Raw genomic sequence first — 11,741 nt, forward strand, 5'->3', positions numbered from 1 at the left:
GAGGTATTCGTATGAATGCGACATCTGGCGGCGTTTTACATTGTGCCACTGTGCACCCTGACTTCACACGGATAGCTTCATGAAGCGATTAACTCTGCTGGGATCAACCGGCTCAATCGGCACCAGCACGCTGGCGGTGGTTCGCGCCAATCCGGCGCTCTATCAGATTACAGCACTGGTGGCCGGTCATAACGTGGCGCTGATGGCCGAACAGTGTGCAGCCTTTACCCCGCGCTACGCCTGCATGGCAGACGAAGCCTCCGCTGCTGCGTTGCGTGAGCGACTGAGAGCAATCAGGGTCAATACTGAAGTGCTCTCCGGCGTTCAGGCAGCCTGTGAGCTGGCCGCGCTGGATGAAGTGGATCAGGTGATGGCGGCGATTGTTGGCGCCTCCGGCCTGCTGCCGACGCTGGCAGCCATCCGTGCCGGAAAAACCGTGCTGCTGGCGAACAAAGAGTCCCTTGTCACCTGCGGCCGTTTGTTTATGGAGGCCGTGCGTCATCATCACGCACAGTTACTACCGGTCGACAGCGAGCATAACGCCATTTTTCAGAGTTTACCGGCTACCATCCAGCATCAGTTAGGTTACGCTGACCTGCGGGATAATGGCATCGAGTCGATTATCCTTACGGGATCAGGTGGTCCTTTTCGTGACACAGATTTAGCCGATCTCAGCGCCATGTCGCCCGATCAGGCCTGTGCTCATCCGAACTGGTCGATGGGGAGAAAAATCTCTGTCGACTCGGCCACCATGATGAATAAAGGTCTTGAGTACATTGAAGCCCGTTGGTTGTTCAACGCCAGCGCAGCGCAGATGGAAGTGATACTCCACCCGCAGTCGGTGATTCACTCCATGGTGCGATACTGCGATGGCAGCGTGCTGGCTCAGTTAGGTTCACCGGATATGCGTACGCCCATTGCTCACAGCATGGCCTGGCCTTCGCGCATCAATGCAGGCGTGACGCCGCTGGATTTCACCCGCATGTCGGCGCTGACGTTTGCTGAACCTGACTTTAATCGCTACCCCTGTCTGAAGCTGGCCATTGATGCCTGCGAAGCAGGGCAGGCGGCCACCACCACGCTCAATGCAGCCAACGAGGTTGCCGTTGCGGCTTTCCTGAATCACCAGATCCGCTTTACCGACATCGCTGCGCTGAACAGTGCGGTGCTGGCGGCACAGGTGTGTGCGGAACCGGATTCGGTGGACGCTGTCCTTGAAATCGATCGCTCTGCGCGCGCGCGGGCAACAGAAATGTTGTCGCGCTTCACGTCGTGACGCCGATTGATATGAGGCCATTTGTTCGCTTCAGGTGAAAATGGTATAGTCGCTGGCTCGCGTTTCACGGTCTGTCACCGAATTCGGTGTGGCCCGACACTGAGAATCTGTCGGGATTTGAATCGGGCGCAATGTATTCAGAAACCACAGCATTTCTGATGAAAGGAATTGGTTAAGCGTTATGTCGTCTAACAATCACAACAACACTGATGACCAGCAGGGAAACGGTCCGCGCCACGTCGCTATTATCATGGATGGCAACGGTCGCTGGGCCAAAAATCAGGGAAAATTGCGCATTTCAGGCCACAAAGCGGGCGTCAAATCGGTACGTCGTGCCGTCAGCTTTGCTGTCAGCAACAATCTCGAAGCCCTGACGCTTTACGCCTTCAGCAGTGAAAACTGGAGCCGTCCGGCGCAGGAAGTCACCGCGTTAATGGAACTGTTTGTCTGGGCACTCGACAGTGAAGTGAAGAGCCTGCACAAACACAACGTCCGGTTACGCGTCATTGGCGATACCAGCCGATTCAGCCCGCGTATTCAGGAACGTATTCGCCGTTCTGAGACGCTGACTGCAAATAATAGTGGCCTGACGCTCAACATTGCTGCCAACTATGGCGGCCGTTGGGATATTATCGAAGGCGTGAAAAAACTGGCTGAACAGGTTCAGGAAGGCTTACTGCGTCCTGACCAGATTACCGAAGAGAGCCTGACGTCGCAGCTCTGTATGCAGGAGCTGGCGCCAGTGGATTTAGTGATAAGGACCGGGGGAGAGCATCGGATTAGCAACTTCCTGCTGTGGCAGATTGCCTATGCTGAATTCTATTTTACCGATGTGCTCTGGCCGGATTTCGATGAACACGTTTTTGAAGGTGCACTGAATGCATTCTCTCTGCGGGAGCGTCGTTTTGGCGGCGCTGCACCAGGCGGCGCCTGAGCAATCTGGGGGTAACCTTTGCTGAAGTCTCGTCTGATTACCGCGTTAATTTTAATTCCGCTGGTAATAGCTGCACTGTTCTGGTTACCACCTGTGGGTTTCGCAATTACCACCATCATTATCTGTATGCTGGCCGCCTGGGAATGGGGTCAGCTGGCAGGGATGGCATCCCGTCAGCAGCGCGTCTGGCTGGCGGTTCTTTGTGGTCTCTTACTGGCCCTGATGCAGTTTACCCTGCCTCCTTATCAGCATGATGTACATCTGCCGCAGGTGGCGACATCGCTCTGGGCGTCGCTGGTGTGGTGGGTCGTTGCGCTGCTGCTGGTTCTCTCCTATCCCGCTTCGGCCGCCTTCTGGCGCCATTCACGTCCGCTTCGCCTGCTGTTTGGTCTCTTAACCCTGGTGCCTTTTTTCTGGGGCATGATGGCGCTGCGCCAGTATCACTATGAAACCGATCACTTTGCCGGGGCCTGGTGGCTGCTGTTTGTCATGCTGCTGGTGTGGGGCGCGGATTCAGGGGCCTACATGTTTGGCAAGATGTTCGGCAAACACAAGCTGGCGCCAAAGGTCTCACCGGGTAAAACCTGGGAAGGTTTTCTGGGCGGTCTGGTCTCTTCCGCGCTGATTGCGCTGCTGTTCGCAACGCTGGCCCCTCTGACGGTGTCAGCTGGCACGCTGGTGGTCTGCGCGGTGATTGCGACCCTGGCGTCGGTGCTGGGTGATCTCACCGAAAGTATGTTCAAACGCGAAGCGGGCATCAAAGACAGCGGTAATCTGATCCCCGGTCACGGCGGGATTCTGGATCGCATTGATAGTCTGACTGCGGCAGTGCCGGTGTTTGCCTGTTTATTGCTGCTGGTGTTTCGCACCCTTTAAGGACAGGCAAAGATGTTGAGCATAATCTGGAGTTTTGTCGCCTTTATCGTTGCGCTGGGCGTGCTGATTACCGTCCATGAATTTGGCCATTTCTGGGTCGCCCGTCGCTGCGGCGTCAAAGTTGAACGCTTTTCCATCGGTTTCGGTAAATCACTCTGGCGGCGTCGTGACCGCCAGGGCACCGAGTTTGTCATCGCGCTGATTCCCCTTGGCGGCTACGTGAAAATGCTCGACGAGCGTGTCGAAAGCGTGCCCGCCGAACTGCGTCATCAGGCTTTCAACAACAAAGCCGTCTGGCAGCGCGCTTCCATCATTGCGGCGGGTCCTGTCGCTAACTTCCTCTTTGCCATCTTTGCCTACTGGGTTGTGTTTATTCATGGCGTGCCGGGTGTGCGCCCGGTAATCGGTGAAATTTTAAACGGATCGGTCGCGGCGGAAGCGCAAATTGCACCCGGTATGGAACTTAAGGCGGTTGACGGTATCGAAACGCCTGACTGGGATGCTGTGCGGATGGCGCTGGTGGGTAAAATCGGCGACAGCAGCACAACCCTGACGGTGGCACGATTTGGCGAGGACGCGACCCAGGAGAAACAGCTGGATTTGCGTAACTGGCAGTTTGAGCCAGACAAGCAGGATCCGGTTGTCGCGCTGGGCATCCGGCCACGTGGTCCGCAGATTGAGACCACGCTGGCAGAAGTGCAGGCGAACTCGCCAGCCAGTGAAGCCGGTTTGCAAGCTGGCGACAGGATCGTTAAAGTCGATGGTCAGCCATTATCGCAGTGGCAGACTTTTGTCACGCAGGTCCGGGATAATCCGGGCAAAAGCATGGCGCTTGAGGTGGATCGCGGCGGTGATGCAATTACGCTGACCATGACGCCAGAAGCCAGATCGGGCAGCAAAGGCGAAGGATTTGCGGGTGTTATCCCGCGCATTGTCCCGCTGCCGGAAGAGTACAGAACGGTAAGACAGTATGGCGCGTTTGCGGCTATCGGTGAGGCCAGTGTAAAAACCTGGCAGCTGATGAAGCTTACCGTTTCTATGCTGGGCAAGTTAATCACGGGTGATGTGAAGCTGAACAACCTGAGCGGGCCAATCTCGATTGCGCAGGGTGCAGGGTTGTCAGCAGAGTATGGGTTGATTTACTACCTGATGTTCCTGGCGCTGATCAGCGTCAACCTGGGCATCATCAACCTGTTCCCATTGCCGGTTTTAGATGGTGGGCATCTGCTCTTCCTGGCGATCGAAAAGATCAAAGGTGGACCGGTGTCCGAGCGAGTTCAGGACTTTAGTTATCGCATCGGTTCGATTTTGCTGGTGCTGTTAATGGGGCTTGCACTTTTCAATGATTTCTCCCGTTTGTAACCGCTGGAACGCGAACATTCAGGGGATGTGTTAGGAAAACGCATAATAACGATGGCGATGAAAAAGTTGCTCATAGCGTCGCTGCTGTTTAGCAGCGCCACCGTTTACGGTGCAGACGATTTCGTGGTGAAGGATATTCATTTCGAAGGGCTGCAGCGAGTCGCCGTCGGCGCGGCTCTGCTGAGCATGCCAGTTCGGGTTGGCGATACGGTGAATGACGATGATGTCAGAAACACCATTCGCTCACTGTTCGCGACTGGCAACTTTGAGGATGTTCAGGTCCTGCGAGACGGTACAACGCTGATTGTCCAGGTCAAAGAACGTCCTACCATTGCCAGCATTACCTTCACCGGTAACAAAGCGGTGAAAGAGGATCAGCTGAAACAGAATCTGGAAGCCTCCGGTGTGCGTGTCGGCGAAGCGCTTGACCGCACCACGCTCTCTTCTATCGAAAAGGGCCTGGAGGATTTCTACTACAGCGTCGGTAAATATACGGCCAACGTGAAAGCGGTGGTCACGCCACTGCCGCGTAACCGTGTCGATCTGAAGCTGGTCTTTACGGAGGGTGTCTCTGCCAAAATTCAGCAGATCAACATCGTCGGTAACAAGGCGTTCAGTTCTGATGAACTGATCTCCCGCTTCCAGCTGCGCGATGAAGTGCCATGGTGGAACGTGGTCGGCGACCGTAAATACCAGAAACAGAAACTGGCCGGTGACCTCGAAACCCTGCGCAGCTTCTATCTGGATCGCGGCTATGCCCGCTTTAATATCGATTCGACCCAGGTCAGCCTGACGCCGGATAAAAAAGGCATCTACATCACCGTCAACATCACTGAAGGCGATCAGTACAAAATCGCAGGCGTGATCGTGAATGGCAGCATGGCAGGCCACTCAGCAGAGATTGAACATCTGACCAAAATTCCGGCAGGCGAGCTCTATAACGGCGCCAAAGTCACGAAGATGGAAGATGACATCAAGAAACTGCTGGGCCGCTACGGCTACGCCTATCCGCGCGTCGTGACACAGCCTGAAATCAACGATGCTGATAAGACCGTCAAACTGCACATCAACGTGGATGCCGGTAACCGCTACTACGTGCGTCATGTTCGCTTTGAAGGTAACGACACCTCAAAAGATGCGGTGCTGCGTCGTGAAATGCGTCAGATGGAAGGGGCCTGGCTGGGCAGCGACCTGGTCGAGCAGGGCAAAGAGCGTCTGAACCGCACCGGTTACTTTGAAAACGTCGATGTGGATACCCAGCGCGTGCCGGGTTCACCGGATCAGGTGGATGTGGTCTACAAGGTTAAAGAGCGCAACACCGGGACCTTCAACTTCGGCGTCGGTTATGGCACCGAGAGTGGCGTAAGTTTCCAGGTCGGGGTCACGCAGGATAACTGGCTGGGCACCGGTAATACCGTCGGCATCAGCGGCACCAAAAATGACTATCAGACCTATGCCGAGTTCTCGCTGACTGACCCTTACTTCACCGTGGATGGGGTGAGTCTGGGTGGTCGTCTGTTCTATAACGACTTTAAAGCGGACAATGCCGACCTCTCTGACTATACCAACAAGAGCTATGGTCTGGATGGCACGCTGGGCTTCCCGGTTAACGAAAACAACACCCTGCGTGTCGGTCTGGGCTATGTCCACAACGACCTCTCCAACATGCAGCCGCAGGTGGCGATGTGGCGTTATCTGGATTCAGTCGGCAAGCCGCAGCAGCTGGACGATAAAGGCGAATTCTCTGCTGATGACTTCACCTTCAACTACGGCTGGACCTACAACACGCTGGACCGTGGCTTCTTCCCGACGGCGGGTAACCGCACCAACCTGAACGGTAAGGTGACGATTCCTGGCTCAGACAACAGCTTCTACAAGGCCACGCTGGACACCCAGCAGTATGTGCCGATTAACCAGGATCACACCTGGGTGCTGTTGGGTCGTGGCCGTGTGGGTTACGGCGATGGTCTCGGCGGCAAAGAGATGCCGTTCTATGAGAACTTCTACGCCGGTGGTTCCAGTACCGTTCGTGGCTTCCAGTCCAATACCATTGGTCCGAAGGCTGCCTACTACAATAACAACTCGTCGAATTGCCGCCTGGCCGATCCGGATGGCATCTGTAAGTCTGACGATGCGGTCGGCGGAAACGCCATGGCGATTGCCAGCCTGGAGCTGATCACGCCAACGCCGTTCCTGAGCGAGAAGTATGCCAACTCGGTACGTACCTCGGTGTTTGTCGATACCGGTACCGCATGGGATACCCACTGGGAAAACACGGCCGAAACTCGTGCGGCGGGCATTCCGGACTACAGCGATCCTAACAATATCCGCGTTTCAAGCGGTGTTGCGCTGCAGTGGATGTCACCGCTCGGCCCGCTGGTGTTCTCTTACGCCCAGCCGATAAAGAAAGTGGATGGAGACAAGTCAGAGCAGTTCCAGTTTAACATTGGTAAAACCTGGTAATGTTCTGAGCATGGATGCATAGCTGAAGTCTTGCTGCCGGACAGCGCAGGCTGTTCCGGGGCAAACACTGTGTCGCTGACACAAACGTTGATGGTAAGGAGTTTATAGTGAAAAAGTTGTTGTGTGCCGCAGGTCTGGGCCTTGCTTTAGCGGTTTCCGCTGGTGTTCAGGCTGCTGACAAAATTGCAGTGGTAAACGTGTCCAGCATTTTCCAACAGTTACCGCAACGTGCGACTGTTGCTAAACAGCTGGAAAATGAGTTCAAAGGCCGTGCAACTGAGCTGCAGAGCCAGGAACGCGATCTGCAAACTAAAATGCAGCGTTTACAGCGTGACGGCTCTACCATGAAGGCCAGCGAACGCAGCCGTATGGAAAAAGATGTCATGTCTCAGCGTGAAGCTTTCTCTTCAAAAGCCCAGGCCTTTGAGCAGGATAACCGCCGTCGTCAGATGGAAGAGCGTAACAAGCTGCTGAGCCGCATTCAGGACGCCGTGAAGAAAGTCGCTGACAGCGATGGTTACGATGTCGTGATCGACGCGAACGCGGTGGCTTATGCATCAAACGCAAAAGACATTACTGCTGACGTGCTGAAACAGGTTAAATAATTCATGGCATCTATTCGACTGGCTGATTTAGCCCAGCAGTTGGATGCAGAATTGCACGGAGATGGCGATATCGTCATCTCCGGCATTGCTTCTATGCAATCCGCCACAACTGGCCAAATCACATTTCTTGCAAACAGCCGTTACCGCGAGCAACTCGCCCTGATAAAGGCTTCAGCCGTGGTGCTGACGGAAGCGGATCTGGAGTGGTGCAATACGGCAGCGCTGGTGGTGAAAAATCCCTACCTGACCTATGCGCGTATGGCACAGATACTCGATACCACCCCCCAGCCCGCGCAGAATATCGCGCCCAGCGCGGTGATCGACCCTTCAGCCCGACTCGGCAACAACGTCGCGATTGGCGCTAACGCCGTCATCGAAGCGGATGTGGAGCTGGGCGACAACGTGGTGATCGGCGCAGGCTGCTTTGTGGGCAAAAAAACCCGCATCGGTCGCGGCACCCGTCTCTGGGCCAACGTCTCCATTTATCATGAGATTCAGATCGGCCAGGATTGTCTGATTCAGTCAGGCACCGTCATCGGTTCTGATGGCTTCGGCTATGCCAACGATCGCGGTAACTGGGTGAAAATCCCGCAGTTAGGCGCGGTAATTATCGGCGATCGGGTGGAAATTGGTGCCTGCACCACCATCGATCGCGGTGCGCTGGATAACACTCTGATAGGCAATGGTGTTATCATAGACAACCAGTGCCAGATCGCTCACAACGTAGTTATTGGCGACAATACTGCGGTTGCAGGCGGTGTGATCATGGCGGGTAGTTTGAAAATTGGACGTTACTGTATGATTGGCGGTGCCAGCGTCATTAACGGCCATATGGAAATCTGTGACAAAGTCACCGTGACCGGTATGGGCATGGTCATGCGTCCTATCACAGAGCCTGGCGTCTATTCCTCAGGCATTCCGCTGCAACCCAACAAAACCTGGCGCAAAACTGCAGCGCTGGTGATGAACATCGATGACATGAGCAAACGCTTAAAAGCCATCGAGCGCAAGGTCGGCAAAGACGACTGACCGCCATCCCAAAACTGACCGGCTTTCATAATAAAAATGTTAAGCAGGGAAGCCCGGCGCCACAGAACCTATTTGCGGCCTGCGGAAGATCATTTTGATCTGTGCAGGCCGTGTTATTGATGTCATCAGATTTTTAGGACAGGAAGAGTATTTTGACTACTGAAACTCATACTCTGAAAATTGAAGAGATTTTAGAGCTGCTGCCGCACCGCTATCCGTTTCTGCTGGTAGACCGCGTGCTGGAATTTGAAGAGCACAAATACCTGCGTGCAGTGAAGAACGTTTCTGTTAACGAACCGTTTTTCCAGGGGCATTTCCCTGGTAAACCGATTTTTCCTGGCGTTCTTATCCTGGAAGCGATGGCGCAGGCCACCGGTATTCTGGCGTTTAAAAGCGTAGGTAAACTGGAGCCAGGTGAACTCTATTATTTTGCCGGTATCGACAACGCCCGCTTCAAGCGCCCTGTGGTACCAGGCGACCAGATGATCATGGAAGTCACTTTCGAGAAAACCCGCCGTGGTCTGACCCGCTTCAAAGGCGTGGCGACTGTCGACGGTAAAATCGTTTGTGAAGCGACCATGATGTGTGCCCGCAGCCGGGAGGCATAATTCGTGATTGATCCAACCGCCACTATCCATCCCAGTTCTGTCATCGAAGAGGGCGCGGTTATCGGCGCCCGCGTTCACATTGGCCCGTTTTGCTTTATTGGCGCGAATGTGGAGATCGGTGAAGGAACGGTACTGAAGTCACACGTTGTGGTGAACGGCCACACGCGTATCGGTAAAGATAACCAGATCTATCAGTTCGCCTCTATCGGCGAAGTGAACCAGGATCTGAAATATGCCGGTGAGCCAACACGGGTTGAAATCGGCGATCGCAACCGCATCCGTGAAAGCGTGACGATTCATCGCGGCACCACTCAGGGTGGCCATGTCACCACGGTGGGCAGCGATAATCTGCTGATGGTCAACGTTCATATTGCGCACGACTGCGTCATCGGTAACCGCTGTATCTTCGCCAACAACGCGACCCTGGGTGGTCACGTCACGGTCGATGATTTCGCCATTATTGGCGGCATGACAGCAGTGCATCAGTGGTGCACTATTGGTGCGCACGTGATGGTGGGTGGCTGTTCCGGCGTGGCGCAGGATGTGCCGCCTTACGTTATTGCGCAGGGCAACCATGCCACGCCGTTCGGGATCAACATTGAAGGCCTCAAGCGCCGTGGGTTCAGCAAAGAGTCGTTGCACGCGATCCGCAACGCCTACAAGTTGCTCTATCGCAGCGGCAGAACGCTGGAGGAAGTGAAGCCGGAGATTGAAGCGCTTGCGCAGCAGCATAGCGAAGTGCAGCCTTTCTACGATTTCTTTGCCCGTTCAACCCGTGGATTAATTCGTTAATTCATGTCAGCGCGTCCTCTAACGATTGCCCTGGTCGCCGGAGAAACCTCCGGCGATATTCTTGGTGCAGGTCTGATTCGAGCCCTGAAAGCGCGCCATCCCGACGCGCGTTTTGTCGGCGTAGCCGGTCCGCTGATGCAGGCGGAAGGGTGTGAAGCCTGGTATGAGATGGAAGAGCTGGCGGTCATGGGTATTGTGGAGGTGCTGGGACGTCTGCGCCGTCTGCTGACGATCCGCCGCGATCTCACCCGGCGCTTTACCGAACTCCAGCCCGATGTGTTTGTCGGGATCGATGCGCCTGACTTCAATATTACGCTGGAAGGTAACCTGAAACGCGCCGGTATCCGTACCATTCACTACGTCAGTCCCTCTGTCTGGGCATGGCGTCAGAAGCGCGTCTTCAAGATTGGCCGTAACACCAATCTGGTGCTGGCCTTCCTGCCGTTTGAAAAAGCGTTCTACGATCGCTTCAATGTTCCCTGCCGTTTTATCGGTCACACCATGGCGGATGCGATGCCGCTGCACCCTGACAAACAGGCTGCGCGTCGTCACCTGGGGATTGCCGATGATGCGCTCTGTCTGGCCCTGCTGCCCGGCAGTCGTGGCGCAGAGGTTGACATGCTCAGCGCCGATTTTCTCAAAACGGCCCGGCTACTGCGCCGTCACTATCCGGCGCTGGAAATCGTCGTTCCGCTGGTAAACGCCCGCCGGCGCGAACAGTTTGAGAAGATAAAAGCTGAAACGGCTCCCGACCTTCCTGTTCATCTGCTGGATGGTCAGGGACGCGAGGCGATGATCGCGAGCGATGCCGCACTTCTGGCATCGGGCACTGCTGCACTGGAGTGCATGCTGGCAAAATGCCCGATGGTGGTGGGGTATCGTATGAAACCGGCGACCTTCTGGCTGGCAAAACGGCTGGTGAAGACCCCCTACGTTTCGCTGCCCAATCTGCTGGCAGGGCGGGAACTGGTGAAAGAGTTACTGCAGGATGAGTGTCAGCCTGAAGCCCTGGCCGCGGCGTTAGATCCGCTGCTGCATGCCGGGCCTGAGCGCGAAACCCTGCTGCAGACGTTCAATGAATTACATCAACAGATCCGCTGGAACGCCGATGAACAGGCGGCGGATGCGGTACTGGAGCTGGTGAATGCCTGATTTTATCTATCCTGCCGCCACGCTGATTGCCGGTGTGGACGAAGTCGGGCGCGGCCCGCTGGTTGGCGCGGTCGTTACGGCGGCGGTGATCCTCGATCCGGCCAACCCGATTACCGGGCTGGCGGACTCAAAGAAGCTGTCGGAAAAACGCCGTCTGGCCCTGTTTGACGAAATCAAAGAGAAGGCGCTGGCGTGGAGCCTGGGCCGGGCAGAACCGGAAGAGATTGACCAGCTGAATATCCTGCATGCGACTATGCTGGCGATGCAGCGTGCGGTTGCTGGCCTCTGCATTCAGCCTGACTATGTGCTGATCGACGGTAATCGCTGCCCGGCGCTGCCGATGCCGTCGCAGGCGGTAGTAAAAGGGGACAGTCTGGTCGCTGAGATCAGCGCCGCTTCTATCATTGCCAAGGTCTCCCGCGACCGTGAAATGGCTGAACTCGATCTGCTGTTCCCGCAATATGGCTTTGCACAGCACAAAGGCTATCCGACGGCGCTGCACATGGAAAAACTGACGCAATATGGCGCGACTCCGCACCACCGTCGCAGTTTTGCTCCTGTCCGCAACGCGCTGATCGATGCGGACGTACTGGCCGCCAGCCAGCCCCATACGCTTTAATAGCCTGACGCTGTTTTAACCGGAA

General features: G+C 55.5%; 11 protein-coding genes. All 11 read left to right on the forward strand.

Annotation, left to right across the window (positions count from 1 at the left end; all coding sequences use genetic code 11):
* The first annotated feature begins 79 nt into the window (after window positions 1–79).
* The 11 genes from ispC (at window position 80) to rnhB (ending at window position 11,716) form a co-directional block, all read left to right on the forward strand.
* A complete protein-coding gene (gene ispC / locus FJW00_RS04395; RefSeq protein ID WP_046101259.1) occupies window positions 80–1,276 on the forward strand; it encodes a 1-deoxy-D-xylulose-5-phosphate reductoisomerase in 1,197 nt (398 codons plus the stop codon).
* A gap of 181 nt (window positions 1,277–1,457) precedes the next feature.
* Complete coding sequence (gene ispU, locus FJW00_RS04400) at window positions 1,458–2,210, forward strand: (2E,6E)-farnesyl-diphosphate-specific ditrans,polycis-undecaprenyl-diphosphate synthase (protein WP_009091989.1); 753 nt, start codon at window positions 1,458–1,460, stop codon at window positions 2,208–2,210.
* An 18-nt stretch (window positions 2,211–2,228) separates the two neighbouring features.
* A complete protein-coding gene (gene cdsA / locus FJW00_RS04405) occupies window positions 2,229–3,086 on the forward strand; it encodes a phosphatidate cytidylyltransferase (protein ID WP_009091988.1) in 858 nt (285 codons plus the stop codon).
* A 12-nt stretch (window positions 3,087–3,098) separates the two neighbouring features.
* Window positions 3,099–4,448: a sigma E protease regulator RseP gene (rseP, locus tag FJW00_RS04410; RefSeq protein WP_009091986.1), complete on the forward strand. Its 1,350-nt coding sequence runs from the start codon at window positions 3,099–3,101 to the stop codon at window positions 4,446–4,448.
* Between the two features lie 51 nt (window positions 4,449–4,499).
* Window positions 4,500–6,911 carry an outer membrane protein assembly factor BamA gene (gene bamA / locus FJW00_RS04415; RefSeq protein ID WP_009091984.1) on the forward strand — a complete coding sequence of 804 codons (2,412 nt, stop codon included), beginning with the start codon at window positions 4,500–4,502 and terminating at the stop codon, window positions 6,909–6,911.
* A gap of 107 nt (window positions 6,912–7,018) precedes the next feature.
* A complete protein-coding gene (gene skp, locus FJW00_RS04420) occupies window positions 7,019–7,516 on the forward strand; it encodes a molecular chaperone Skp (protein WP_003852644.1) in 498 nt (165 codons plus the stop codon).
* 3 nt (window positions 7,517–7,519) lie between these two features.
* Window positions 7,520–8,545 (forward strand): UDP-3-O-(3-hydroxymyristoyl)glucosamine N-acyltransferase, encoded by a 1,026-nt coding sequence (gene lpxD / locus FJW00_RS04425; RefSeq protein WP_140923148.1) that lies wholly within the window; start codon window positions 7,520–7,522, stop codon window positions 8,543–8,545.
* Window positions 8,546–8,697: 152 nt separating this feature from the next.
* Entirely contained in the window at window positions 8,698–9,153 is a 456-nt protein-coding gene (fabZ, locus tag FJW00_RS04430; RefSeq protein WP_009091980.1) for a 3-hydroxyacyl-ACP dehydratase FabZ, read from the forward strand.
* A 3-nt stretch (window positions 9,154–9,156) separates the two neighbouring features.
* Window positions 9,157–9,945, forward strand: a complete 789-nt coding sequence (lpxA, locus tag FJW00_RS04435; RefSeq protein WP_009091978.1) for an acyl-ACP--UDP-N-acetylglucosamine O-acyltransferase — start codon at window positions 9,157–9,159, stop codon at window positions 9,943–9,945.
* Between the two features lie 3 nt (window positions 9,946–9,948).
* The gene (gene lpxB, locus FJW00_RS04440) at window positions 9,949–11,097 is read left to right on the forward strand and encodes a lipid-A-disaccharide synthase (protein ID WP_046101262.1); all 1,149 of its coding nucleotides are present in this window, start codon (window positions 9,949–9,951) and stop codon (window positions 11,095–11,097) included.
* The gene (rnhB, locus tag FJW00_RS04445) at window positions 11,090–11,716 is read left to right on the forward strand and encodes a ribonuclease HII (RefSeq protein WP_046101263.1); all 627 of its coding nucleotides are present in this window, start codon (window positions 11,090–11,092) and stop codon (window positions 11,714–11,716) included. Before lpxB ends, rnhB begins: the two co-directional genes overlap by 8 nt.
* Window positions 11,717–11,741 lie beyond the last annotated feature (25 nt).

It is taken from the genome of Pantoea anthophila (assembly GCF_006494375.1).
Lineage (GTDB): Bacteria > Pseudomonadota > Gammaproteobacteria > Enterobacterales > Enterobacteriaceae > Pantoea > Pantoea anthophila.

Bases quoted from the DNA above. Each gene is read 5' to 3' on its own strand.
- ispC (WP_046101259.1), top strand. From the start codon at position 80: ATGAAGCGATTAACTCTGCTGGGATCAACCGGCTCAATCGGCACCAGC.
- ispU (WP_009091989.1), top strand. From the start codon at position 1,458: ATGTCGTCTAACAATCACAACAACACTGATGACCAGCAGGGAAACGGT.
- rseP (WP_009091986.1), top strand. From the start codon at position 3,099: ATGTTGAGCATAATCTGGAGTTTTGTCGCCTTTATCGTTGCGCTGGGC.
- bamA (WP_009091984.1), top strand. From the start codon at position 4,500: ATGGCGATGAAAAAGTTGCTCATAGCGTCGCTGCTGTTTAGCAGCGCC.
- lpxD (WP_140923148.1), top strand. From the start codon at position 7,520: ATGGCATCTATTCGACTGGCTGATTTAGCCCAGCAGTTGGATGCAGAA.
- lpxB (WP_046101262.1), top strand. From the start codon at position 9,949: ATGTCAGCGCGTCCTCTAACGATTGCCCTGGTCGCCGGAGAAACCTCC.
- rnhB (WP_046101263.1), top strand. From the start codon at position 11,090: ATGCCTGATTTTATCTATCCTGCCGCCACGCTGATTGCCGGTGTGGAC.